The 25,309-nt window shown below is 69.8% G+C and carries 21 protein-coding genes, 1 tRNA gene and 1 pseudogene; 15 read left to right on the top strand and 8 right to left on the bottom strand.

Annotated features, from left to right (window positions below; translation table 11 throughout):
* Positions 1-375: 375 nt before the first annotated feature.
* Positions 376-3,114, bottom strand: coding sequence for a pyruvate dehydrogenase (acetyl-transferring), homodimeric type (gene aceE / locus AB0I28_RS24975; protein ID WP_357497117.1), 2,739 nt, complete (start codon positions 3,112-3,114; stop codon positions 376-378).
* A 217-nt stretch (positions 3,115-3,331) separates the two neighbouring features.
* Between aceE and AB0I28_RS24970 the strand changes: the two genes are divergently transcribed.
* The 3 genes from AB0I28_RS24970 to AB0I28_RS24960 all read left to right on the top strand — a co-directional run bounded on the left by AB0I28_RS24970 (position 3,332) and on the right by AB0I28_RS24960 (position 4,428).
* Positions 3,332-3,760, top strand: coding sequence for a DUF3052 domain-containing protein (locus AB0I28_RS24970; protein ID WP_357497115.1), 429 nt, complete (start codon positions 3,332-3,334; stop codon positions 3,758-3,760).
* 54 nt (positions 3,761-3,814) lie between these two features.
* Positions 3,815-4,279, top strand: a complete 465-nt coding sequence (locus tag AB0I28_RS24965) for a peroxiredoxin (protein WP_357497113.1) — start codon at positions 3,815-3,817, stop codon at positions 4,277-4,279.
* Between the two features lie 77 nt (positions 4,280-4,356).
* Positions 4,357-4,428 (top strand) — tRNA-Val (locus AB0I28_RS24960).
* A gap of 343 nt (positions 4,429-4,771) precedes the next feature.
* Here the strand turns inward: AB0I28_RS24960 and AB0I28_RS24955 are convergent.
* Complete coding sequence (locus AB0I28_RS24955; protein ID WP_357497111.1) at positions 4,772-5,680, bottom strand: NAD(P)-binding domain-containing protein; 909 nt, start codon at positions 5,678-5,680, stop codon at positions 4,772-4,774.
* A gap of 65 nt (positions 5,681-5,745) precedes the next feature.
* Between AB0I28_RS24955 and AB0I28_RS24950 the strand changes: the two genes are divergently transcribed.
* On the top strand, positions 5,746-6,141 hold the full coding sequence (locus AB0I28_RS24950) for a MerR family transcriptional regulator (protein WP_357497109.1): 396 nt from the start codon (positions 5,746-5,748) through the stop codon (positions 6,139-6,141).
* A gap of 16 nt (positions 6,142-6,157) precedes the next feature.
* Here AB0I28_RS24950 and AB0I28_RS24945 read toward each other — a convergent pair whose 3' ends face one another.
* Genes AB0I28_RS24945 through AB0I28_RS24930 form a run of 4 tightly spaced genes read right to left on the bottom strand, consistent with a single transcriptional unit; the run spans position 6,158 to position 9,527 of the window.
* Complete coding sequence (locus AB0I28_RS24945) at positions 6,158-7,582, bottom strand: PQQ-binding-like beta-propeller repeat protein (RefSeq protein ID WP_357497107.1); 1,425 nt, start codon at positions 7,580-7,582, stop codon at positions 6,158-6,160.
* 40 nt (positions 7,583-7,622) lie between these two features.
* A complete protein-coding gene (locus AB0I28_RS24940; RefSeq protein ID WP_357497105.1) occupies positions 7,623-8,525 on the bottom strand; it encodes a hypothetical protein in 903 nt (300 codons plus the stop codon).
* A gap of 10 nt (positions 8,526-8,535) precedes the next feature.
* Entirely contained in the window at positions 8,536-9,162 is a 627-nt protein-coding gene (locus tag AB0I28_RS24935) for an SRPBCC family protein (protein WP_357497103.1), read from the bottom strand.
* The gene (locus AB0I28_RS24930; RefSeq protein WP_357497101.1) at positions 9,159-9,527 is read right to left on the bottom strand and encodes a metalloregulator ArsR/SmtB family transcription factor; all 369 of its coding nucleotides are present in this window, start codon (positions 9,525-9,527) and stop codon (positions 9,159-9,161) included. Before AB0I28_RS24930 ends, AB0I28_RS24935 begins: the two co-directional genes overlap by 4 nt.
* Positions 9,528-9,895: 368 nt before the next feature.
* On the opposite strand from AB0I28_RS24930, the gene AB0I28_RS24925 reads away from it, so the two are divergent.
* Positions 9,896-10,114 carry a hypothetical protein gene (locus AB0I28_RS24925; protein ID WP_357497099.1) on the top strand — a complete coding sequence of 73 codons (219 nt, stop codon included), beginning with the start codon at positions 9,896-9,898 and terminating at the stop codon, positions 10,112-10,114.
* A 60-nt stretch (positions 10,115-10,174) separates the two neighbouring features.
* Here AB0I28_RS24925 and AB0I28_RS24920 read toward each other — a convergent pair whose 3' ends face one another.
* Positions 10,175-10,651, bottom strand: a complete 477-nt coding sequence (locus tag AB0I28_RS24920) for a hypothetical protein (RefSeq protein WP_357497097.1) — start codon at positions 10,649-10,651, stop codon at positions 10,175-10,177.
* A 113-nt stretch (positions 10,652-10,764) separates the two neighbouring features.
* Between AB0I28_RS24920 and AB0I28_RS24915 the strand changes: the two genes are divergently transcribed.
* From AB0I28_RS24915 to AB0I28_RS24870, 10 genes and pseudogenes are all read left to right on the top strand, one after another.
* On the top strand, positions 10,765-11,682 hold the full coding sequence (locus AB0I28_RS24915) for an HAD family hydrolase (RefSeq protein WP_357497095.1): 918 nt from the start codon (positions 10,765-10,767) through the stop codon (positions 11,680-11,682).
* 107 nt (positions 11,683-11,789) lie between these two features.
* Entirely contained in the window at positions 11,790-12,164 is a 375-nt protein-coding gene (locus AB0I28_RS24910) for a PH domain-containing protein (RefSeq protein WP_357497093.1), read from the top strand.
* A 107-nt stretch (positions 12,165-12,271) separates the two neighbouring features.
* Complete coding sequence (locus AB0I28_RS24905; protein WP_357497091.1) at positions 12,272-13,132, top strand: SMI1/KNR4 family protein; 861 nt, start codon at positions 12,272-12,274, stop codon at positions 13,130-13,132.
* Positions 13,133-13,413: 281 nt separating this feature from the next.
* Positions 13,414-14,985 carry a S8 family peptidase gene (locus tag AB0I28_RS24900; protein WP_357497088.1) on the top strand — a complete coding sequence of 524 codons (1,572 nt, stop codon included), beginning with the start codon at positions 13,414-13,416 and terminating at the stop codon, positions 14,983-14,985.
* Positions 14,986-15,395: 410 nt separating this feature from the next.
* Positions 15,396-17,270 (top strand): S8 family peptidase, encoded by a 1,875-nt coding sequence (locus AB0I28_RS24895; RefSeq protein ID WP_357497086.1) that lies wholly within the window; start codon positions 15,396-15,398, stop codon positions 17,268-17,270.
* Positions 17,271-17,391: 121 nt separating this feature from the next.
* Positions 17,392-18,621, top strand: a complete 1,230-nt coding sequence (locus AB0I28_RS24890) for a S8 family peptidase (RefSeq protein WP_357497084.1) — start codon at positions 17,392-17,394, stop codon at positions 18,619-18,621.
* A 254-nt stretch (positions 18,622-18,875) separates the two neighbouring features.
* Positions 18,876-20,075, top strand: a complete 1,200-nt coding sequence (locus AB0I28_RS24885) for a S8 family peptidase (protein ID WP_357497082.1) — start codon at positions 18,876-18,878, stop codon at positions 20,073-20,075.
* Between the two features lie 304 nt (positions 20,076-20,379).
* A pseudogene (locus AB0I28_RS24880) lies at positions 20,380-21,495 on the top strand (S8 family peptidase); the annotation flags it as partial.
* 333 nt (positions 21,496-21,828) lie between these two features.
* Positions 21,829-22,368, top strand: coding sequence for an RNA 2'-phosphotransferase (locus AB0I28_RS24875; protein ID WP_357497080.1), 540 nt, complete (start codon positions 21,829-21,831; stop codon positions 22,366-22,368).
* A gap of 58 nt (positions 22,369-22,426) precedes the next feature.
* Positions 22,427-22,909, top strand: a complete 483-nt coding sequence (locus tag AB0I28_RS24870; protein ID WP_357497078.1) for a YbjN domain-containing protein — start codon at positions 22,427-22,429, stop codon at positions 22,907-22,909.
* Positions 22,910-22,931: 22 nt separating this feature from the next.
* Here AB0I28_RS24870 and AB0I28_RS24865 read toward each other — a convergent pair whose 3' ends face one another.
* On the bottom strand, positions 22,932-25,223 hold the full coding sequence (locus tag AB0I28_RS24865) for an excinuclease ABC subunit UvrA (RefSeq protein ID WP_357497076.1): 2,292 nt from the start codon (positions 25,221-25,223) through the stop codon (positions 22,932-22,934).
* Positions 25,224-25,309: the final 86 nt, after the last annotated feature.

Below are 25,309 nucleotides of genomic sequence, written 5' to 3'. Positions count from 1 at the left end.
GTAGGGGATGACGTGCTCGTCAGGGCTGCTGGGGCTGGAGACGTGGACGGTCGGCGCTCCAGGCTCGGATCCTCGTCGGGTATCACCGCGACCACCATGGCGGCCCCGGGCAGGTGAGTCTGTGACCCGAAGGCCCTGCGAGCCCCGCCCGTCTCTGCCGTCGCGACGGGTGTCGAACCGCCGGCCGCCGTGCGGAGCCGACGGCCCGGGTGTGGCTGGGGGCGGGAACACGTGCCGTTGGCTCAAGCCAGGAGCCACACCGCGTCGAGGGGGACATCCCAACGGATATTCAGCCAGTTGGAGAGGGCACGCGCCCACGCGAAAGGGCGGCCCTCCCGGACCGCCCCCTCACACGAACTAACTCACCCGAAGGCCCTAGGAGTCCCCGCCCGTCTCGCCCGCGTCGGCGGCCGTGACGTCGGTGATCGCGTACTTCTTCGCCGCCTGCACGGCCGCCTCGGCCGGCACGACCCCGGCCCGCGCGAGCTGCTGCAGCGCGCCGACGGTGATCGACTCGGCGTCGACATTGAAGTGCCTGCGCAGCGCGCCGCGGGTGTCGGACTGCCCGAACCCGTCGGTGCCCAGCGACAGGTACTTCGCCGGCACCCAGGGCGCGATGAGGTCCTGCACAGCGCGCATGAAGTCGCTGACGGCCACGACGGGCGCGTCGCTGTCGCCCAGCTTCTGCGCGACGTACGGAACCTTCTCCGCGGCGTCGGGGTGACGCAGGTTGTGCTCTTCGCACTCGACGGCGTCGCGGCGCAGCTCGGTCCACGAGGTCACCGAGTACACGTCGGCGGCCACGCCCCAGTCGTTGGCGAGCAGTTCCTGGGCCTTGAGGGCCCACTGCATGCCGGTGCCCGACGCGAGCAGCCGTACTCGCGGCAGGTCGGGGTGCCCCTTGGCGGGCGAGTACAGGTACATGCCCTTCAAGATGCCGTCGACGTCGACGTTCTCCGGCTCGGCCGGCTGGAAGATCGGCTCGTTGTAGACGGTGAGGTAGTAGAAGACGTTCTCCTGCTTCTCCCCGTACATGCGCTTGAGGCCGTCTTCGACGATGTGCGCGATCTCGAACCCGAAGGCCGGGTCGTAGGCCACGACGGCGGGGTTGGTCGCCGCGATGAGCACCGAGTGCCCGTCCTCGTGCTGGAGGCCCTCACCGTTGAGGGTGGTCCGCCCGGCGGTGGCGCCGAGGAGGAACCCGCGCGTCATCTGGTCCGACGCCGCCCACAGCGAGTCGGCGGTGCGCTGGAACCCGAACATCGAGTAGAAGATGTACATCGGGATCATCGGCTCGCCGTGCGTGGCGTAGGAGGTGCCCGCAGCGGTGAACGCGGCCGTCGAACCGGCCTCGTTGATGCCGAGGTGCAGGATCTGCCCCTTCTCGGCCTCCTTGTACGACAAGAACAGGTCCCGGTCGACCGAGAGGTAGTTCTGGCCGTGCGGGGAGTAGATCTTCGCCGTCGGGAACATCGCGTCCATGCCGAACGTGCGCGCCTCGTCGGGGATGATCGGCACCCACCGCTGACCGGTCTCCTTGTCCTTCATGAGGTCCTTGAGGAGCCGCACGAAGGCCATGGTGGTGGCCACCTTCTGCTTGCCCGATCCGCGCTTGACGAAGTCGTAGGTGCTCGACGGCGGCAGGTTCAGCGGGATGACGGTGGTGTTGCGCGACGGGACCGAGCCGCCGAGCGTGTTGCGGCGCTCCATGGCGTACTGGTACTCGTCGGATTCGGTACCCGGGTGGTAGTACGGCGGCAGGTACGGGTCCGACAGCTCCGAGTCCGGGATCGGCAGGTACAGCCGGTCGCGGAAGGTCTTGATGTCGTCGGCGGTGAGCTTCTTCATCTGGTGCGTGGCGTTGCGGCCCTCGAAGTGCGAGCCGAGCGTCCAGCCCTTGATGGTCTTGGCGAGGATGACCGTCGGCTGGCCGGTGTGCTCGGTGGCCGCCTTGTAGGCCGCGAAGAGCTTGCGGTAGTCGTGGCCGCCTCGCTTGAGGCCCCAGATCTGGTCGTCGCTGAAGGGCTCGACCATCTTCTTCGTGCGCGGGTCGCGTCCGAAGAAGTTGTCGCGCACGAACGCGCCCGACTCCGCCTTGTAGGTCTGGTAGTCGCCGTCGGGCGTGGTGTTCATGAGGTTCACCAGCGCGCCGTCGGTGTCGGCGGCCAGCAACGGGTCCCACTCGCGGCCCCAGACGACCTTGATGACGTTCCAGCCGGCGCCCCGGAAGATCGACTCCAGCTCCTGGATGATCTTGCCGTTGCCGCGGACCGGCCCGTCGAGGCGCTGGAGGTTGCAGTTGACGACGAAGGTGAGGTTGTCGAGCTCCTCGCGCGAGGCGAGGTGGATCGCGCCGAGCGACTCGACCTCGTCCATCTCGCCGTCACCGAGGAAGGCCCACACGCGCTGCTGCGAGGTGTCCTTGATGCCCCGGTGGTGCATGTAGCGGTTGAACTGCGCCTGGTAGATCGCCGACAGCGGGCCGAGGCCCATCGAGACGGTCGGGAACTCCCAGAAGTCGGGCATCAGCCGCGGGTGCGGGTACGACGGCAGACCGCCGCCGGGGTGCGAGAGCTCCTGGCGGAATCCGTCGAGCTGGTGCTCGGTGAGACGCCCCTCCAGGTAGGCGCGGGCGTAGATGCCCGGCGAACCGTGCCCCTGGATGAAGATCTGGTCGCCGCCGCCGGGGTGCTGCTTGCCGCGGAAGAAATGGTTGAAACCGACCTCGTACAGACTCGCCGACGAGGCATAAGTGGAGATGTGACCGCCCACACCGACGCCGGGGCGCTGCGCGCGGTGAACCATCATGGCCGCGTTCCAGCGGATGAAGGCGCGAATCCGGCGCTCAATGTGCTCGTCCCCGGGGAACCAGGGTTCGCGTTCCGGAGGGATCGTGTTGATGTAATCGGTGCTGGTCAGGGCGGGGACACCGACCTGGTGCTCGCGAGCACGCTCCAGCAGCCGCAGCATGACGTACCGTGCTCGCTGCCGTCCCCGCTCGTCGAGCAGGCCGTCCAGGGATTCCAGCCATTCGGCGGTCTCCGCGGGATCGATGTCGGGCAGCTGGCTTGGCAGACCGTCGCTGATAACCGGGCGCTTACGTTCGGTGGACACGGGCGTTCCCTCATTACTCGACGATGTGGACTACGGTGTCGCTCCCCATCCTGCCTCTTGTGGCCGCGACCGGTAGCGTGAGGACCCGATCTACTGGGACGGCGACCACACGTCGGGCTGGCGGGCATTCCTCAACCACGCATGGGCGGTCTTTCGCTATTCTCAGGGCGCGCGATGACCGAACAACCCATGCGTACGTAGAAGGAGGCACCACACTGTGAGCGCGACGGCTGGCCAGGCGGGCGAAGTCCAGAGCCTGGCGGACCGGCTCAACATCGAGTCGGGACAGGTCGTTATGGAGGTCGGCTACGACGATGACGTGGCCGTAGACCTCCGCGACGCGATCATCGAACGGGTCGAGGAGCTCGTCGATGAGGATACCGACGAGGTCTGCGACGCCGTGCTCCTGTGGTGGCGGGACGAAGACGGCGACCTCGTCGACGTCCTGGTCGACGTCCGCACACCGCTCGCCGAGTCGGGCGTCGTCTGGCTGCTCGTGCCCAAAGCGGGCCGCGACGGCCACATCGAGCCCAGCGACATCGCCGAGGCGGCGCAGACGGTCGGTCTGCAGCAGACCTCGAACGTCAACGCCGGCAAGGACTGGATCGCGACGCGGCTGGTGAGCCCCAAGGTCGGCCGGCGCTGACCCGCCGCCGACGTAGGCTCCCCCGTATCTGACTGATTCCGCAGAGGAGAACACATGCCAATCGAGGTCGGCGCGACCGCCCCGGGCTTCACGCTCAAGGACCAGAACAACCAGGAAGTGAGCCTCGCCGACTACCGCGGCGAGAAGAACGTCCTGCTGGTCTTCTACCCGCTGGCCTTCACCGGTGTGTGCGAGGGCGAACTGTGCGGGGTCCGGGACAATCTGTCGGCTTACCAGAGCGAGGACGTGGCGGTCCTCACCGTCAGCGTCGACTCGCCGTTCACGCACAAGGTCTGGGCCGAGCGCGAGGGATTCGACTTCCCGCTGCTCTCGGACTTCTGGCCGCACGGCGAGGTCGCCGGCGCCTACGGCGTCTTCAACGATGAGAAGGGCTTCGCCAACCGGGGCACCTTCGTCATCGACAAGGAAGGCGTCGTCCGCTTCGCGGAGATGAACCTTCCGGGCGAGCCGCGCGACCAGACCGCCTGGACCAAGGCGCTGGGCGAACTCGCGGGCTGACCGACGAGACCGATCCGACGGTTCCCAGGCGGTGGACGCCGCCTGGGAACCGGTGGGTAGGCTGATCGGACCCGTTGGGGCGCGTAGCTCAGTGGGAGAGCATCCGCCTTACAAGCGGAGGGTCGCAGGTTCGAAACCTGCCGCGCCCACAGTTGGAAGATGCACGGAGCACGGAAGCAGCCGTTGACCTCGCTGAATCGGGGTCAGCGGCCGTTTTGCCTCTGGCCACCGGAGCCTCTCCAGCTCACCCGCGAGGGCGTTACCTGGCGAACAGTCGGTGCTCTTCGGCACATCCGGCGCCACGTGGTTCTCCGGGGAGAGCCGGGATCTCCCGCCTCAGCCTCGCCTGCGTCGCCCGCCGCCGGTTCGACTCCCGCCACGGCTCCCCGTTGGGCGAAGCGCGAACTTCGCGAACGCCGGAGGACCGCCGCCCGATCCGCGCGAGCCCCGATCCGCGCGGCCGAGACCCACCGAATCCCCTCCGGCACCAGGTCACGACACCCGCGTCGCCTCCTTGAAGACCTCGAACACCGCCAGGTAGTTCTCGCCGCCGCGGCCGTCGGCGATCGCGCGCTCGGCGATCGCCCTCATCAGCCGCGGCTGCTCGGAGTGCACGCCCTGCTCCACGCAGGTGCGGGTGATGTGCTCCAGCGCGTTGAGGTTCATCTCCATGGTGCCGAGCTCGCCGGGATAGTGGCCCTTGTCCAGGTCGGCGGCCTGCTCGACGAGGGTCGCGTCCAGCACCGTGGGCATGAACCAGTTGAGCGCGAGGTCGGCGAACGCGACCGCCGGGACCTTCGCCGACCCGACCAGCGCGGTGGCGTGCAGGAAGCCGTTCATGGTCGCGTACATCATGTCGAGCAGTGCCGCGTTGTAGAGCACCGCCAGGCCGGGATCGGAGCCGAGGTACCGGGGGTCGCCCAAGGTCGCCAGCGTCTCGCGGTGCCCGTCGAAGACGTCCTGCGACCCGCTGTAGAGGAAAACGGACTCGGGGTTCCCGACGAGCGGCGGGGGCACCATGACAGCGCCGTCAAGGTAGCCGGCGGCTCGCCCGCTCGCCCAGCCGACCGCGGTGCGCGCCTCACCCGGGGTCCCGGAGTTGAGGTTCACCAGCACGCGCCCCCTCAGGGCGTCTCCGGCGGGGTCGAGAACCGCGTACATGGTCTCGTAGTCCTTGAGGCACACGATCGCGACAGGGCTCGCCGACAGCGCCTCGGCGACGGTCCGCGCGCGGTGGGCCCCCTTGGCGAGGAGGCCATCGGCCTTCTCGGGAGTGCGGTTCCAGACGGTCGTGGGGTGGCCGCGTTCCAGAAGTGTCTCGGCCAGAGCGAGGCCCATGGGGCCGAGGCCGACGACGGTGACGGGTGCGTTGAGCGGACGTGATGATCGTTGGTCGGTCATGCCGCATAGACTGCGATCTCTCATCGATGTGAGAGTCAACCGAACATGGCGGTCATCACATGCACATGGGGGAGTTCTCCCGGCGGACCGGCGTCAGCCAGCGCCTGCTGCGCTACTACGAGGAGCAGGGGCTGCTCAGGCCGTCTCGGCGGCCGAGCGGATACCGCGAGTTCACCGAGGACGACGTCGCCACCGTCAAGGGGATCCGCCTGCTCCTCGGCGCAGGTCTGGGCACCGCCACGATCGCCGAGCTGATGCCCTGCATGGCCCACGACGGGGAGACCCTGGTGCCCGCCTGTTCCGGCATGCTGCCCGATCTCAACCGGGAACGTGAACGCATCAACGAGGCCGTGGCGGGCCTGCTGGCCGCACGGGACACGCTCGACACCGTCATCGCCGCCACCGTGACCACCGGTGGCGACGACCCGGAAGCCTGCCGCGCGGCCGGAATCGGCGTGTGACCACCCGGCCGGCGTCCTACCCGCCGCCCATTCCCACCATCACCAGCGCGTGCTCGCCCGGCCGTCCCTCGGCCGCGGCGACCGCCAGCAGCTGCCCGCCGCCGTAGCCGAGCGTCTCGACCGGCAGGGCCCGCACCGCGCCCGAGGCGAGGTTCACGGTGTAGGTCCAGGGCGCGGAGGCGGGCGTCAGCCCGAACCCGCCCTTGATCACCAGCCAGTCCTCGTCGGCGTGGGCGCCGCTCTCGGTGAACTCCTCCCACGCTTGCGCGTCCAGCGGGGTGCCCCATAGTTCGGCGCCGCTGGTCATGTCCGTTCCGCGCGCGACGGCGTCGGAGACGGTCACGGCGACGCCGTTGCGCGCGATGAGGGGATGCTCGCCGTCGAAGGCGGGGCCGACGGTGCCGTCGGCGAGGTCGAGGAGGCGGCTGAGGCCGCCGTCGCCGGTGCTGTCGAGGAGTTTCCCGCCCGACAGGAGCGCCGCCGGCCGCTGGGGGTCGTTGGGGTCGCGGTAGGGCTCCACGCTCCACAGCCGCTTGCCCGTGACGGGGTCCACGGCGCCGGCGTGCCCGTGGTCGGTGCTGAGCAACCTGCTCCCCAGCACGGCGTAGTCGGTGTACCCGCTCTGCGGTGCCACCCACTCGCCGATGGTCTCGCCGGTGGCCAGGTCGACCGTCTCGACGCGGTCCCCGGGCCCGTCGGTGCTCTCGACGAGCGCGAAGAACCTGGCCTCGGGGTCGGGACGGGAGTCGGCCGGCCGAAACGGAGCCTGCGCCGCCCCCTGGTGCTCCCAGTCGACCAGCGGCCTCGGCCAGACCTGCGTTCCCAGTCGAAGGGCACGGCGCCAGCGCGCCTCGCCGGTGTCGAGCCCGTAGGCGGTCATCTCGCAGGCATCGGCGCGGCAGCCGACGAAGAGCAGCGACTCGGTGGTGATGTGCGAGTAGTGGGTCCAGGGCAGCTCGGGCGGTTCGGGCGCCAGCTCGAAGCGCAGGTTGCCGTCGTCGAGGTCGAGGACCCGGTACCTCGTGGTTTCGACGTCGTCCCGGTCGGTGATCACGACGGCGCCGGGGACCATCTCGACGTCGTCGCCGGTGACGCCGGACAGGTCGGCCTCGAAGCCGTCACCGGGGTCGTGTCGCCAGAGTTCGGCACCGTTCACGCGGTCGTAGGCGGCCAGGCCGTTCCTCGCGGTGACGACCACGACGCCCTCGGCGAAGTCGGCCATGACGGGCGGCCCGAGTTCGAGGGCTAAGCCCGCCGTCCACTGCGGGGGCGCCTCGGTGAGGTGAACGGGCGGAGGGCTGGGCTCGACCGTCTTTACAGCGATGACGCCGCCGACGACGGTCAGTACCGCGGTCACGACGAGCCAGCGAGGCGGGCGGGCGAGCCGGGAGGCTCCGCCGGTGCTCTCGGGCGCGTCGAGATCGATGTGAATCTCGGGCATGTCCGCATGGTAGGCAGCCGGACGCGCGCGTAGGGGGCGCTCAGTCCACCGGGTAGTCCACGTAGGCGAACCTTCGGGAGTCGGGCGCCCAGCTGTTGACGTTGAGCGTGCCCTGCCCGCCGAAGAGGGCGAGCACGTCGCGCGGGGTCTCCCCGGCCGGTCCCATGACGCGCAGGACCACGTCGACGTCGGCGGGGTGCCCGAGCGTCCCGGGCGGGAAACTCACGTAGAGCACGTGGCGCCCGTCGGGGGAGGGGTGCGGGAACCAGTTCACGCGCTCGTCGTCGGTGAGGCGTTCGAGGCACGACCCGTCGGGGCGCATCCGGAAGATCTGCGCGTGACCGGGGGTCGCGGCGCCGTGCTCGGAGTTGAAGTGGATCCACTCGCCGTCGGGGCTGTACTCGGGCCCGTCGGCCGGCGCCGGGCTGTCGGTGAGCCGCGTGTCCGGCCCGCCCGACGCGGGAATCGTGAAGATGTTGCGGTACCCCCACTCGTCACCCGCGTACGGTTCCACGCCCACGTAGGCGAGCGTGGAACCGTCGGGGGAGACGCCGTGCAGGAAGTGCCGGAACGGTCCCGGCGTGTGCTCGTTGGTGACCCGGCGGGGCTGACCGCCGGTGAAGGGCACGGCGTGGATGTGCCCGTCTCCCGCCGACAGGTAGATCGTCGCGCCGTCGGGGGAGAGGACGTGGTCGTTGTTGGCGTCGGTGACCGAACCGGTGTCGATCGGCTCGGGCGCACCCGAACCGTCCGCCGCCACCCGGAACAGCAGCCCGTCCTGGTTGAACACGAGCCACCGCCCGTCCGGCGTCCAGTTCGGCGCCTCCAGGGCGCTCGCGGTGCTCTCGTGGACCAGCCGCGGGGTCCCGCCGTCGACGTCCCCGATGAGGAGACGCGCGCGCTGGCCGGGCCGCAGTGGGCGGATGTTCGTTCCGGTCGTCACGCTCACGACCCTAAGGCGTGTAGAACTCGCGGGTCTTCTCCGCCGCCGCGCGGGCCTTGTCCGGGTCGGTGCCGTGGGCGATGCTCGCCTCGCACCAGGCGTCGCTGCTGAGCTTGGTGAAGCGCTTGCCCTCCTCGGTCCCCGACCACGCCTCCACCTCGGTGGCGTCGTTGGCCGCACCGGTCGCCAGGTGCATGCCGAGCCCCATGAAGGACCCGTCCCAGCCGACTCCGACCGCGCCGGGGCCGTACAGGTCCCACAGCTCCTCCTCGACACGCGCGAGATGCACCAGTGTGAAACGGCTGCGGCCATCGCCCTCGGCGGTGACGCTCACCTCGATCCAGCTCACCCCGCCGCCGAACTCCCAGGTCGCGGTGAACGTGTGCGGCGGGTCGCAGCTCTCCACGGTCCCCGAGGCGTTGCCCTCCAGCTGGTACTTCCCCCCGACGCGCAGGTCCCCGCTGACCGGCAGGAACCACCGCTGGATGCGCTCGGCGTCGGTGACGCACTCCCACAGGTCCGCGGCGTCGGTGTCGTAGGCCTGGCTCACCGTCATCTCCAGGAGCTCACCGGCCTCGTGGGTGCGGTTGCCCAGCCTGCGGCTCACCGCGCTGATCTGCTTGTCGACGTCGATCATGGTGTGTCCCTCTCCTCGTTGGTCTCGTCCTGCGACGCCATCCGGCGCCGCCGCTTGCCGCGCGCGACCTCGGTCTCCAAGGCGGCCAGCGGCGGTGCCCAGAACCGCCGGAAGCGCTCCAGCCACACGTCGACGTCGCGAAGCGCCTCGGGCCGCACGGCGTACAGCCGGCGGGCGCCCTCAGGCCGCACCACGGCGAAACCGTTGTCGCGCAGGACCCGCAGGTGCTGCGAGACGGCCGGCTGGGAGATCCCGAACTCCTCGCCGATGACCGCGCTCACCGCGCCCGAACTGTGCTCGCCGTCGGCGAGCAGTTCGAGGATGCGGCGCCGTACGGGGTCGCCGAGTACGTCGAAGGCGTGCATGCCGACATCGTATCATCGACTGCTTATATAAGTCACTCGTGAAGTCGTCGGCAGTCCTGTCGCGAACCTCGGACAGGGCATGCCGGCGACCTGGCGAGCCCTGTCGGCCGAAGTTTCCGGACCGTTCGGACTCCCCCGGACCGGTGACATCAAGCACAGATGACCTTCGATGCCTTGCGGGCGGCCGTACGCCCGAGAAGTTGACCTTGACCAGAGGCTGACCTGCGGCGACACCGGCTACCCGCAGGTAGCTCAAGATCCGTTTTGTCAGCATGTACCGGGTCTGGCGGCCGACCCCCGTTCGGCCGCCCAGGCTGCGGATGTCGCAGGTCGGCGGTACCTTGGCGCTGAATGAAGGGGGTCGAGTCGTGAAGGTCAAGAAATGGTGGGCCGTCGTCGCCGGTGCCGTGCTCGGCACCGCGGCCGTCGGAACGGGCGCCTACGTCGCCAAGCACCGCAGGAGCCGCAAGAAGTCGTCGCGCACGTCCGGCGCCGACCGCGCGGTGGAGGAGAAGCTGAGCCGGACGCCGCCGGCTCCACTGGACGCCGCGTCGCCGGTCTCGGCGCGCGGGGACGAGCGGCCCTGACCGCTCCGAACGTGACGCGCGGCCGGAGACGTCTCCGGTCGCGCGCTTTCGCCTCCGGGCTCATTCCTCCAGATCGATGACGCCGTAGGGGAGTTCCGTCTCGCCGACCACGTCGTCCTCGCCGGCGAGTTCGCCCGACAGCGCGGGGATCTCGACGCGGTCCCAGTCGACGGTCACCCTGATCGAGTCGTCCAGCTCGCCGGCGAAGATCCGCTCGCGCAACTGCGCACCCGCGTCGCCCGCAGGTATGCCGACGGGCTTGCCGCCACGTGTGAAGGTGATGTCGCCGAACCCCTCGACCGAAACGGTGACGAACGGGTGAAGGCGCACCGACGCGATCCGCTCGCCCTTCTCGTGGGCGTGGAGAGCGAGCGTCGGGCGGGCCCAGCAGAGAAGGTAGACGCCGATGCTGTCGGTGAGCTGGTCTTTCAGGTCCTCGGCGATCTCGGCGAGGGTGGCTCGCACCGCGTGGACGTCCTTGCGGATAGCGCCGGGGGAGACGGCGAAGTGGAGCTCGTAGTGGCTCTTGGACGGCATGGCCCGGACGTTAGCCGACGCGACGCGCGGTCCCCGCTCATCCCGCATCCTCCACCGTCGACTGTGGATGATTGACGTGGGGCTTGGGTACACACCGTCATGGGGGATCCCGGATGAACACACTCGGCAACGGTTGGCGACACGGTGTCGCGTGGCTCGCCGTCACCGGCTTCGTCACGCGCGTCACGACACCGGGCTCGCGGGAGTTCGTCGAACCCGCCGAGCGGGTCGCCGCCTTCGACACCGACGGCACCTTGTGGTGCGAGAAGCCGCTGCCCATCCAGCACGACTTCCTCATCCGCCGCTTCGTGGAGCGCGCGAAACGCGACCCCTCGGTGCGCGACAAGCAGCCGTGGCGGGCGGCGGCGGAGAACGACCTGAGCTGGTTCGGTGAGGCGATGGCGCGGCACTACCGCGGCGACGACACCGACCTCAAGACGCTCGCGCACGCGACGGGCGGCACCTTCGAGGGGACCGACGTCGCCCAGTTCACCGACGAGGTCTCGCTCTTCCTCTCCTCGGCGGCGCATCCGGTGTTACGCCGCCCCTACCTGCACTGCGCCTACGCGCCCATGGTGGAGCTGCGCCGCTATCTCGAAGCCGGCGGCTTCACCTGCTACCTGGCCTCCGGCGGGGATCGCGACTTCGTCCGCCCGCTCGCCGACCGCTTCTACGGGTTTCCTCCCGAGCGGGTCGTCGGCGGCTCGCTGGGCCTGCGCTACCGCGACGAGGGGCACGCCGTGGGCAAGGACCACCTGGACTTCTTCGACGACGGGCGGGACAAGCCCGCGCGGTTCTGGGCCCGCGTGGGGCGGCGGCCGATCCTCACCGTCGGCAACTCCAACGGAGACATCCCGCTCCTGCGCTTCACGGGCGGCCCGCGGCTGCCGGCGCTGCGGCTGCTCGTCGACCACGACGACGGCGAGCGCGAGTTCTCCTACTCGGTCGGCGCGGAGGATGCGCTGTCCCGCGCGGGGGCGGAGGGATGGACGCTGGTCAGCATGCGCGACGACTGGGCGACCGTCTTCTAAGGACAGTCCACAAGGGTCTGTGTGCGCCGCGTCACGCACAGCGGTTGCCGGGGTTCGCGCGCTCAAAGTACGGTGGCGCCGTTGAACGGGCGACGAGAGGGTGCGCGATGACCACGCAGGTGGAGCCGATCTACGACCGCAAGGAACAGTTCAAGCAGGTCGAGGAGGCGCTCCTCGAAGGCGAGCAGATCATCGCGGTCTACGACGCGATCGGACTCGGCACGGGCTTCATCGGCCTGACCGACCGGCGCGTGATCGTGATGGACAAGTCCTTCGCCGGCAAGAAGGAGGCGTTCACCAGCGTCCCCTATTCGAAGATCAGCTCGGTGAGCGTGATGAGCAACCGCTCGCTCGCCGGCCAGTTCTTCTCCTCCGGCTCGATCGCGATCCACGTCGGGACGCAGATCTACGAGGTCGACTTCCGCGGCGACAAGAAGACCAAGCACGCCCACAACGTGATCCTGCACTACATCACCTTGTAGGACCGCTCATCCGCGACGGCTCGTACGCCCCGGCGTGCGGGCCGTCGCGCCCGGCATCTCAAGGCCGCGCCCGTCCGGGCGGGGCCGGTTTCGGCGGTGGGGATCAGATGGACGAGACGCTGCGACGGATCGGCGCGAAGCTCGCACTGCTGCCGGATCTGCACGGCCGCCGGGAGTCCCACGGCGAGCAGGGGCACCGGCTGCGCGTCGCGCCGCTGGTGCCGGAGGGCGATATCGCCGACTTCGAGGCGCGCCACGGCGTCAAGCTGCCCGAGGGTTACCGCCGCTTCCTCACCGAGGTGTCCGGCGGTGGCGTCGGGCCCGGCTACGGCCTCTCGACGCTCTCCAGCAACGACCACCCGAGCTGCGACTACGCCACCGAGAGCGCCGTCCGCGACGGGAACCCCGATGTCGCCGCCTGGCTGCGCGCCTTCGGCGAGGACGACGATCCGTGGGCCGGGACGATCGAGATCGCCTACCACGGCTGCGCCGACTTCACGCGGCTCGTGCTCACCGGCCCCGAGCGCGGCCGGGTCTTCTGCGCGAACCGGGACGCCGAGGACTGCACCTTCGCCGCCGACGACTTCCTCGACTGGTACGAGACCTGGCTCGACACCACGACCCGCGTCGAGGACGCCTCGCGCCGCACCGCCCATCCCGGCGACGAGGCCGAGCTCATCGCCGCCTTCACCGACGCCCCCGACCGCACCTCCCGCTTCCGTGCGGCCTGGACGCTGGCGACGCTGCCGGAACTGACGGCACCGGGACGGGCCGCCGTCGTCGCCGCCACCGGCTCCCCGGAAAGGGCCGTGCGTGCCCTCGCGATCGCGCTCGTCGGCCACCTCGGGATCGACGACGCCGCCGAGGTGGCGCGCGGGATGCTGTCCGATCCGGACTCCATCGTCCGCTCGGCCGCGCGGCGCGTGCAGTCCACCGTCGACCGCGACGCGCTCGACCACGGCTTCTAGGCCGGATCCGCCGCTTCCGGGTACGCCACGCCGGGCGACCGCCCCGCGACACACCGTCCACCGGCGAACGGCGAAGTGTGACTGAAGGTTGCAGTGATTCGCATCACATTCCGTGGGTTCGTCTCGCCCTCTGGCAAGGGAAAACGTTCCGTGCGCACGCAGGCAGAAGCTACTCGCCAGTAGGAAAGCGGTGCACACGTCTGTACAAGCCCGTTCGGGCGCACCTAATCTCGTCAAAGCCCGCGTGCCCATGCGGGCGCTCCCCTAGAGAAAGGTCTCCCATGCGAGACACTTCGTCCCCGCGCCGCCGTTTAACGGCCGGACTCGGACTCGCGGCCGTCGCCGCGATGGCCGCCGCCGTGCTCGGCGCCGGCCCCGCCCAGGCCGAGGGAACCGTCCTCGGCATGAACTCGCCCGACATCGTCAGCGGCCACTACCTGGTCAAGCTGCGCGACGGACTCTCGGCGTCCAGTGTGGACACCGCGGCCGACACCCTCGTCTCCCGGTATGACGGCGATGTCACCGCCACGTTCACCAACACCCTCGGCGGCTTCGCCGCGACCATGACCGAGCAGCAGGCCCGGCGCCTGGCCGCCGACCCGCGCGTCGAGTACGTCGAGGCCGACCAGAAGGTCGCCCTCACCGGCACGCAGGCCAGCCCGCCCTCGTGGGGCCTTGACCGCATCGACCAGGTGGATCTGCCGCTCGACAGCAGCTACACCTACCCGAACGACGCGGCCAACGTCCATGTCTACGTGATCGACACCGGCGTCAACCTCACCCACAGCACCTTCGGTGGGCGGGCGACCTCCGGTTACGACGCCGTCGACAACGACAGCGACGCCACCGACTGCCAGGGCCACGGCACGCACGTCGCCGGGACCATCGGCGGTACTGAGTACGGTGTGGCCAAGAAGGCCCAGCTCGTCGCCGTGCGCGTCCTCGACTGCTCCGGCTCGGGTACCACCGCCGGCGTCGTCGCGGGCATCGAGTGGGTCACGACCAACGCGGTGAAGCCCGCCGCGGCGAACATGAGCCTCGGCGGCGGTGCCAGCACGAGCCTCGACAACGCGGTGGCCGCCTCGATCGCCTCCGGTGTCACCTACGGCGTGGCGGCGGGCAACGACAACGCCGACGCCTGCAACAGCTCGCCGGCCCGTACGGCGGCGGCGATCACGGTCGGCGCCACCGAGAAGACCGACGCGCGCGCCTCGTACTCGAACTACGGCACGTGCCTCGACATCTTCGCCCCCGGCAGCGGGATCACCTCGTCGTGGATCGGCTCGAACACCGCGACCAACACGATCTCGGGCACGTCGATGGCGACGCCGCACGTGGTCGGCGCGGCCGCGCTGTACCTGTCGGCCAACCCTTCGGCGACCCCGCAGCAGGTCCGCGACGCCCTCGTCGACAACGCCGCCAGCGGCAAGGTCACCAACCCTGGTACCGGCTCGGTCAACCAGCTGCTGAACATCGAGTTCATCGGTGACGGCGGCGGGGAACCGCAGCCCGGCGCCTGCACGGCGACCAACAGCACCGCCAAGGCCCTTCCGGACGCGGCGACCACCGACAGCACGGTGGCCGTGACCTGCGACCGCAGCGCCTCGGCGACGTCGAAGGTGGCCGTCGACATCACCCACACCTACCGCGGCGACCTGGTGATCAGCCTGATCGCTCCGGACGGGACCTCCTACACGCTGAAGAACAGCGGCTTCGACAGCGCCGACAACGTCAAGGAGACCTACACCGCCGACCTGTCCGGCGAGGCCGCCGGTGGCACGTGGACCCTGCGGGTCCGCGACGCCTACTCCGGTGACAGCGGCACCCTGAACTCCTGGACCGTCACGCTCTAGCGCGCGACCGGTCCACAGGGGACGGACACACGTCGGCGAGAGGGTGCGATCAGCCCCGAAAGTCGATCCTCGCTCCCTCGTCGATGTGGGCACGAGACGGCGGTTCCGCAACATGCGGGACCGCCGTTCCCTCACCGTCAGTGCCGTCGACCGGGCCGCCGGGCGCTGTCGCGCAGCGGACACCCGCGGTGACTGATCCACAAGGGACGAAAGATGCTGCGGCGCGCCGAACCCCGCGAAGGCGGCCGTCCGCACATCGCCCTTGGTCATCGGAAAGTATCCGTGCGGGTTCGACTTTCCTTGAAAGTTGACTCCTGGTCAACTCTTGTCCACGCACTCCGGTTCTCATAGTCTGCTGTCGATGCCCGGATCCACCCGTACCGGGCGCGCCCCCTGGAGAGGACCCTCCCATGCGAGAAACGAAGTCCCTGAGGCACCGGTTAGCCGCGGGCTTAGGCCTTGCCGCCGTCGCCGCCATGGCCGCGACGATGCTCGGCACGGCGCCCGCGCACGCCGAAGGAACCATTCTCGGCATCAACGAGCCCGACGTGATCCCCGGGCACTACCTGGTCAAGTTGCGCGACGTCTCGGTGTCCAGTGTGGACGCCAGTGCCGCCGCCCTCGCCGGCGAGTACGAGGGCACCGTCACCTACACGTTCCCGACCACCGTGCACGGGTTCGCCGCGACCATGACCGAGGAGCAGGCGCGGCGCCTGGCCGCGGACCCGTCGGTCGAGTACGTCGAGGCCGACCAGGCCGTGCACATCGACGGCGTGCAGCCCAACCCGCCGTCGTGGGGTCTCGACCGCGTCGACCAGAACAACCTTCCGTTGGACAGCAGCTACACGTACCCCAACGAGGCCGCCAACGTCCACGCGTACATCATCGACACCGGCATCCTGATCAGCCACAACACCTTCGGCGGCCGTGCCGCCCACGGTAGGGACACCGTCGACAACGACAACGACGCCACCGACTGCCACGGCCACGGCACGCACGTCGCCGGAACCGTCGGGGGCAGCCAGTACGGCCTCGCCAAGAGCGTCCAGCTCGTCGGCGTGCGTGTGCTGAACTGCTCCGGTTCGGGCACCACCGCGGGCGTCGTCGCCGGTATCGAGTGGGTCACCCAGAACGCCGTCAAGCCCGCCTCGGCGAACATGAGCCTCGGCGGCGGCGCCGACACCACGCTCGACAACGCCGTCACCGCCTCGATCGCCTCGGGCGTCACCTACGGCGTCGCGGCCGGCAACGACAACGCCAACGCGTGCAACTACTCGCCCGCGCGGGTCGCCAACGCGATCACGGTCGGTTCCACGACCAACACCGACGCCCGCTCGTCGTTCTCGAACTTCGGCACCTGCGTCGACATCTTCGCGCCCGGCTCGTCGATCACGTCCTCGTGGATCGGCTCGAACACCGCCACCAACACCATCAGCGGCACGTCCATGGCGACTCCGCACGTGGTCGGCGCCGCGTCGCTGTACCTGTCGGCCAACCCGTCGGCGACACCGCAGCAGGTTCGCGACGCCCTGGTCAACAACGCCACCAACGGCGTGGTCACCAGCCCGGGCACCGGATCGCCGAACAAGCTGCTCTACACCGGCTTCATCGGCGGACCGCCGCCCGGCGACGACTTCAGCATCTCGGTCAGCCCGGCCAGCGGCACCATCAACCAGGGTCAGTCGACCTCGGCGACGGTCACCACGGCCACCACCAACGGCTCCGCGCAGAGCATCACGCTCAGCGCGTCGGGCCAGCAGAGCGGTGTGACCGTGACCTTCAGCCCGTCGACGATCACCTCGGGCCAGACCTCGACGGTGACCTTCACGGCCTCGGCGACCGCGGGCACCGGCACGGCGAACATCAGCCTGACGGGCACCGGTACCGCCGCGACCCACGCGGCCACCTACACCCTGACGGTCAACGGCACCGGCGGTGGCGGCTGCTCCGGCACCAACGGCACCTCGACGCCGATCGCCGACCTCGCGACGGTCAACAGCACCATCGCGATCTCGGGCTGCAACCGCAACGCGAGCGCGACCTCGACCGTGGCGGTCAACATCAGCCACACCTACCGCGGTGACCTGGTCATCGACCTGATCGCCCCGGACGGGACGGCCTACCGCCTGAAGAACAGCAGCCTCTTCGACGGTGCCGACAACGTGATCACCACCTACACGGCGAACCTGTCGAGCGAGGCCGCCAACGGCTCGTGGACCCTTCGGGTCCGCGACGTCTACTCGGGCGACTCGGGAACCCTGAACACCTGGACCCTGACGCTGTAACGGGTCCGCCCCACACGACCGCGCGGGCGGTGGGCTCCGCGACCCCTGGGGTCTCGCCCGCAACGACGACGGGCCGTGGCCGGGAAAACCCGGCCCGGCCCGTCCACGGAGGCGAAACGTCATGACACGCAACGAATCCGGGCGCGCCGCGCGCGTGCTCGGCCTGGCCGCGGTCGCCGCCCTCGCGGGCACGCTGCTGGCGAGTCCGGCGCAGGCCGAGGGCACCGTCCTCGGCGCGGGCGGACCCGGCGCGATCGACGGGCACTACATCGTCACGCTGACCGCCGAGACGGCCAAGGCCACAGTGGACGGCACCGCGAGCGGGCTGGCCGCGCGCTACGACGGCGAGGTCACCGCGACCTACACGACCGCGCTGCACGGTTTCGCGGTCTCGATGGACGAGCGGCAGGCGCGGCGCCTGGCCGCCGACCCGTCGGTTGCCTCGGTCGAGGCCGACGCGACGGTCACCGCGCAGGGAGTGCAGCCGAACCCGCCGAACTGGGGCCTCGACCGCATCGACCAGCGCACGCTGCCGCTCGACGGCTACTACCGCTACCCCAACGACGGTTCCGGGGTACGCGCCTACATCCTGGACACCGGCGTCTACAAGGGACATACGTCCTTCGGTGCCCGCGTCGTCGGGGGAGTAGACCTCATCGACGACGACGGGAACCCCGACGACTGCAACGGACACGGAACGCACATCGCCGGCATCGTCGGCGGCACCGAGTACGGGGTGGCCAAAAAGGTCACCATCGTGCCCGTCCGCGTCCTCAACTGCACCGGCTCGGGCACCACCGCCGGTGTCATCGCCGGCATCGACTGGGTCACCGCCAACGCGGTCAAGCCCGCCGTGGCCAACATGAGCCTCGGCGGCGGCATCTCGGTGGCCCTCGACACCGCCGTGACCAACTCCATCAACTCGGGCGTCGGCTACTCCGTGGCGGCCGGCGGCAGCAACGCCAACGCCTGCAACTACTCACCGGCCCGTGTGGCACCCGCCGTGACGGTCGGGGCGACGACCCAGACCGACGCGCGCGCCTCGCACTCCAACTACGGCACCTGCCTGGACATCTTCGCCCCGGGCCAGTCGATCACCTCGTCGTGGATCGGCGGACCGACGGCGACGGCGACCCTGAGCGGTTCGTCGATGTCGGCGGCGTTCTTCACCGGTGCCGCGGCCCTCTACCTGCACAGGTATCCCACGGCGACGCCGGCGCAGGTGGCGACCGCCTTCCGTAATAACTGCACCACCGGCGTCATCACCGGAGTGGGCGCGGGTTCGCCGAACTGCCTGCTCTACATCGGCTTCATTCCACCGGACCCGTTCGCGGGAGGCGCGGTGGGCTGACGGCTGCGGCGAGGACCTCGCGACCTCCGTCCCGGCTCGGGTGGTCGCGCCCTCCACCGACCGGCGGTACGAACACAGTGGACGGTCCCCCTCAGGGGGCCGTCCACTGTGCCCTTTAAATATGCATAACATATGTTACGAAACGAATCTGTGGAAAATCAACGGCCTGTGACCTCTTGTCCATGCATGGGTATGTCCAATAGCCTGCTGGCAATGCCCGGCTTATCCCGGCCGGGTCGCGAAGGAGGACCCTCATGTCCCATCCCCGAATCGCACTCCGCCGCTTAAGCACGGCCCTCGGTGTGGCCGTCACGGCCATCGTGGCCGCGGCACTGCTCGGCGCGGCACCCGCGCAGGCCGAAGGAGTCGTCATCGGCGCCGAGAACGCCGGCGTCATCGAAGGCCACTACCTGGTCAAGCTCGCCGACACCCGTTCCGGCGTGGAGGCCACGTCCGCGAAACTCGCCGACCGCTACGCGGGCGAGATCACCCACACCTTCCCGACGACCCTCGGCGGGTTCGCCGCCAAGATGACCGAACAGCAGGCCCGGCGCCTGGCCGCCGACCCGCGCGTGGCCTTCGTGGAGGCCGACCAGGTCGTCACCACCGCGGCCACCCAGACGAACCCGCCGTCGTGGGGCATCGACCGCATCGACCAGCGCAACCTTCCGCTGAGTCGCAGCTACACGTACAACAACACCGCCTCCAACGTGCGCGTGTACGTCATCGACACCGGCATCCTGACGACCCACACGACCTTCGGCGGACGGGCCACGCACGGCCGTGACACCGTCGACAACGACAACGACGCCACCGACTGCAACGGCCACGGCACCCACGTCGCCGGCACCGTCGGCGGAAGTCAGTACGGCGTGGCCAAGGCCGTCCGACTGGTCGCCGTCCGCGTTCTCAACTGCTCCGGCTCCGGCACCACCGCCGGCGTCGTCGCCGGTATCCAGTGGGTCACCTCCAACGCCGTCAAGCCGGCCGCGGCCAACATGAGCCTCGGCGGCGGTGCCAGCACCAGCATCGACAACGCTGTCGCGGCCTCGATCAACTCCGGCGTCACCTACGCCGTGGCGGCGGGCAACTCCAACGCCAACGCGTGCAATTACTCCCCGGCCCGCACGCCCGCGGCCATCACGGTCGGCGCGACCACGAGCACCGACGCCCGCGCGTCGTACTCCAACTACGGCACCTGCCTGGACATCTTCGCCCCCGGCACGTCCATCACCTCGGCGTGGATCGGCTCGAACAGCGCCACCAGCACCATCAGCGGCACCTCGATGGCGTCACCGCACGTCGCCGGCGCGGCCGCGCTCTACCTCCAGAACAACCCGGGCGCCTCACCGGCGACGGTCCGCAACGCCCTGGTCAACAACGCCACCAACGGCGTCGTGACCAACCCGGGCGCCGGCTCGCCGAACAAGCTCCTCTACACCGGTTTCATCTAGGAGCCAAGGGATCCGGCCGCCCCTGAGGCCGCAGACCCGGCAACGCCGAGCGGCGGCCCGCGCACTCGCGGGCCGCCGCTTCGCCGTGCCGTCGCCACCGTCGCCCGCCCGGAACCGCCGGGTCATTAACGGGCGTTCAGGCCTTGTCCATCGTGGAGGATGTGGGTAACGTCGGCCATTAGTCGCATTTAGCGCGACTCGTACCAACCCAAGGGAGTTGATTACCTTGCGTCCCAATACATCCCGCGGTCACCGTTTAGCGGCCGGACTCGGCCTGCTCACCGCCGCGATCCTCGGCGGGGCACTGCTCGGTTCGGCACCGGCGCAGGCGGAGGCGGCCGTTCTCGGCGCCGACAGCCCAACGGCCATCGAAGGCCACTACATCGTGTCGCTGCGAGCCGATCTGGCCGCCTCGTCCGAAGACACCGCGCGGACCCTCGTCACCCGGTACGACGGGCAGGTCACGCGGACCTTCGGCAGCGCGCTCGACGGCTTCTCGGCCAGCATGACCGAGCAGCAGGCCCGGCGCATGGCCGCCGACCCGCGCGTCGCCTACGTCGAGGCCGACCAGGCCGTCTCGATCACCGGCACCCAGGCGAATCCCCCGTCCTGGGGCCTCGACCGGGTCGACCAGGCCAACCTGCCGCTCGACAACAGCTACACCTACCCCAACGACGGCACCGGCGTGCACGTCTACATCATCGACACCGGCATCCTGACGACGCACGACACCTTCGGGGGCCGGGCGACGCACGGGACCGACACCGTCGACAACGACAGTGACGCCACCGACTGCCAGGGCCACGGCACGCACGTCGCCGGGACCGTCGGCGGTTCGGAGTACGGGCTGGCCAAGAACGCCCAGCTCGTCGCCGTCCGGGTGCTCAACTGCTCCGGATCCGGCAGCTACGCCGGCGTCATCGCCGGCATCGACTGGGTGACCGCCAACGCGGTCAAGCCGGCCGCGGCCAACATGAGCCTCGGCGGCGGATTCAGCCAGGCCGTCAACGACGCCGTCACCGCTTCGGTCGGCTCCGGTGTCACCTACGCGATCGCGGCGGGCAACTCCAACGCCGACGCCTGCTCCTTCTCGCCGGCGAGCACGCCGGACGCGATCACGGTCGGCGCCACGGAGAGCAACGACGCGCGTGCCTCGTACTCGAACTACGGCACCTGCCTCGACATCTTCGCCCCCGGCAGCGGCATCACGTCGTCGTGGATCGGCTCGAACAGCGCCACCAACACCATCAGCGGCACCTCGATGGCATCCCCGCACGTCGCCGGCGCGGCCGCGCTGTACCTGTCGGCCAACCCCACGGCGACGCCGCAGCAGGTCCGCGACGCCCTGGTGAACAACGGCACTCCCGGCGTGGTCGGCAACCCCGGACCGGGTTCGCCGAACGTGCTGCTCTACGTCGGCTTCATTTAGGCCCCCGCCGATCCGGTCCGGGCTGAGACCGGAAGAAGGCAGCGGACACCGAGCGGCGGCCCGCCGAGCGCGGGCCGCCGCACCATGTCTTCGGCCGAGCAGTCTCATCCGAGCAGGTCCCACCACCTAGCGGTGTCCTGGCGCGTCATCATCCCACCGCACGTCCGCCGGCACCTGGCCGACGTGGCCCGCCAGGCCATCGAACGGGACCCCGTGTAGCCGGTCCCTGCTCAACGCGCCCCGCGCCCGCCACGGTCGACGAACGCGGGGACGCGGCCGCAATACCGTCGCGCCAAGGGGTCCGGGCTCCATACCCTCGTCGGCATGGATCCCAAGAAACTGGTCACGATCAGCAAGATGCTGTCCAAGACACTTCGGCACGACCCGGCGCGGCTGGGCCTCACCCTCGACGCCCAGGGCTGGACGGGTGTCGACGAACTCCTCACGGCCCTGGCGTCGAAGGGGTACCCGCTCACCCGCGCCGAACTCGACGACGTGGTCGAGGGCAACGACAAGCGGCGCTTCACCATCGCCGACGGCCGCATCCGCGCCAACCAGGGCCACTCGATCGAGGTCGACCTCGCCCTCGAACCGGCCGAGCCGCCCGCGCTCCTCTTCCACGGCACCGCGATCGGCAACCTCGACGCGATCCTGGCCGGCGGCCTCGTTCGCGGCGGACGGCATCACGTCCACCTGTCGGCCGACACCGAGACCGCGACGCGCGTCGGCACCCGGCACGGGAAACCCGTGGTCCTCACGGTTCTGGCGGCGCAGATGGCCGCCGCCGGCCACGACTTCTACGTCTCGGCCAACGGCGTCTGGCTCGCCGACCACGTTCCGGCGCGGTTCCTGCGCAAGCCCTGAGCCGGCGGCTGGCGCAGACCGGCGAAGATGGCCGAGTCCCCCTGAGAAAGGAAGAAACGTGGAAGACCGCTTTTCGGCGTTCCATCATGGACTCGATCCGGCCGAGCGCGCGGTGATCATCGACGAGGGCATGGTCGCCGGCCTGCTCGACCGGCTGGAGATCAACCACACCGTCGACGAGGACGGCGACGTCCTCGCCCCCTGGGACGACCTGCGCGTCTATTTCGGCTTCCGGGAGGAGGGCGCCGACCGGATGTTCTCCGTGCGGACCTTCTACGACCGGCGCTACGACGAGGGCCTGCGCCGACGCCTGCTCGCCGCCGTCGACGACTGGAACCGCCGGACGCTGTGGCCGAAGGTCTACACGCACACCTTCGACGACGGCACCATCAGCTGCGTCGGCGAGATCTTCCTCCACGCCGGATTCGGTGTGCTCCGCTCGCACTTCGAGCACAGCCTCGAACGCTGGATCGCGGCCTCCCTGGAGTTCGAGGCCAAACTCCTGGACCGCGTCGGCGAGGGCGAGCGCGGGACCTGCTGAACCGCAGGCCCCGCTCGCGCCGCTAACTCGCGTGGTACCTGCGCAGGTACTCGCCCGTCAGGGATCGCCGCGATTCGAGCAGCTGCGCCGGGGTGCCGGTGAAGACGATCTCGCCGCCGTCCTTGCCGCCGTCGGGGCCGAGGTCGATGATCCAGTCGGCCTGCTGGATGACGTCGAGGTTGTGCTCGATCACCACCACGGTGTTCCCCTTGTCCACCATGCGGTTCATCAGCGCCAGCAAGGTGTCCACATCGGACATGTGCAGGCCGGTGGTGGGCTCGTCGAGGACGTAGACGCTGCCCGTGCGGTGCAGCTGGGTGGCGAGCTTGATGCGCTGCCGCTCGCCGCCCGACAGGGTGCTCAGCGGCTGGCCGAGGCTCAGGTAGGACAGGCCGACGTCGACGAGGGCGCGCGCCTTGGTCAGCATCGGCTTCTCGGTGAGGAAGTCGAGCGCGTCCTCGGCCGAGAGCTCCAGGACGTCGGCGATGGACTTGCCGCGCAGCCTGTGCTCCAGCACCGATTCCTTGAAGCGGCGTCCGTCGCAGCTGCCGCAGTGGGTCGTGATCGGGTCCATGTAGGCGAGTTCGGTGATGATGACGCCCTTGCCCTGGCACTCCTCGCAGGCGCCGGTGGAGTTGAAGCTGAACAGGCCGGGCGCGACGCCGTTGGTGGTCGCGAAGGCCTTCCGCAGCGGGTCCATGATCCCGAGGTAGCTCGCCGGGGTCGAGCGGGAGGAGGCGCCGATGGCCGACTGGTCGACGAAGATCGTCTCCGGGTAGGCCGCCGTGAACACCTCGGAGATCAGCGTGCTCTTGCCCGAGCCGGCCACGCCGGTCACGGCGGTGAGCACGCCGGTGGGCACGGCCACCGAGACGTTCTTGAGGTTGTGCAGGTCGGCGTCGTCGATGCTGAGCTTTCCGGTCGCCTCGCGCACGACGGCCTTCACCGTCGCGTTGCGGCGCAGGCCGCGGCCGGTCGGGGTGTCGGCGTCGCGCAGTTCGGCGACGCCGCCTTCGAACACGATCCGTCCGCCGTGCGCGCCGGCCATGGGGCCCACGTCGACGACGTGGTCGGCGATGACGATGACGTCGGGGTCGTGCTCGACGACCAGGACGGTGTTCCCCTTGTCCCGCAGCGCGCGCAGGAGGTCGTTGAGGCGGCCGACGTCTCGCGGGTGGAGGCCGGTGCTGGGCTCGTCGAAGATGTAGGTCACGGCGGTGAGGCTGCTGCCCAGGTGTTTGACCATCTTCAGCCGCTGCCCCTCGCCGCCGGAGAGCGTGGCGGTGGCGCGGTCGAGGCTCAAGTATCCCAGGCCGATGTCGGCGACGCGCTGGAGCTGCACCCGCGCGCCTTCGGCGATCGGGCCGGCGACGGGGTCGTCGAGTTCGGCGAGGACCTCGATCAGGTCGGTGATCTGCATCCGGGACCAATCGGCGATGTTGCGGCCGTTGATCGTGGTCGCCAGCGCCCGCGGGTTGAGCCGCGCGCCCTCGCAGGCGGGGCAGACGCCCTCGGTGAGGAACTTCTGGATGTTCTCCCGGGTGCGCTCGCTCAGGCCGCTGAGGTCGCGTTTGACGCCCTGGCGGACGAACTTGTCGTGGATGCCCTCGTAGTTGGCCTTGAAGTTGCCGTTCTTCATGCTCAGCTCGACCTTGCCCTCGCTGCCGTGCAGGAGGGTGTGCCACTCGGCCTCGGTGTAGTCGGCCAGGCGCTTGGCCGGGTCGAGGCCGGGGTAGTTGCCGTAGTTCTGCCACTCCAGGCCGCCGACCTTGTAGCCCGGCAGCAGGATGGCGCCCTCGTTGAGGGACTTGGACCGGTCGAGCATGAGTTCGAGGTCGGGGCGGATGGTGCGGCCGATGCCGTCGCACTCGGGGCACATGCCCTGCGGGTCGTTGAAGCCGTACATGCCGACGTTGTCGGTCACCGGGGAGCCGCACTTGGCGAACAGGCCGCGGATCATCCCGTAGATGTCGGTCATCGTGCCCACGGTGGAGCGGGCGTTGCCGCCGACGGGCTTCTGGTCGACGATGATCGGCGTGGTCAGGTTCTCGATGGCGTCGGCGTTGGGGCGTTCGTACTTGGGCAGCTGGTTGCGGATGAACCAGCTGAAGGTGCCGTAGAGCTGCCGGGACGCCTCGACGGCGATCGTGTCGAAGACGATGGAGGACTTGCCCGAGCCGGACACGCCGGTGAACACGGTGATCCGGTTGTTCGGGATCGTGAGGGAGACGTCCTTGAGGTTGTGCTCCCGCGCGCCGGTGATGCGGATGTCGGCGCCGGCGTGCCCCGAAGGGAGGTCGTGCGTGGCGGTCACTGGGGTCCTCTCGCTGGGTCCTGCGTGGAGTGCGGCATTGATCGTACACTGTACGCAGTAAGGATCCGCTCTCCGCGGGCGTGACC

It is taken from the genome of Phytomonospora sp. NPDC050363 (assembly GCF_040655735.1).
Classification (GTDB): domain Bacteria; phylum Actinomycetota; class Actinomycetes; order Mycobacteriales; family Micromonosporaceae; genus Phytomonospora.
Note: the sequence above shows the minus strand (reverse complement) of the source record. Positions and strands in the feature narration are given on the sequence as shown.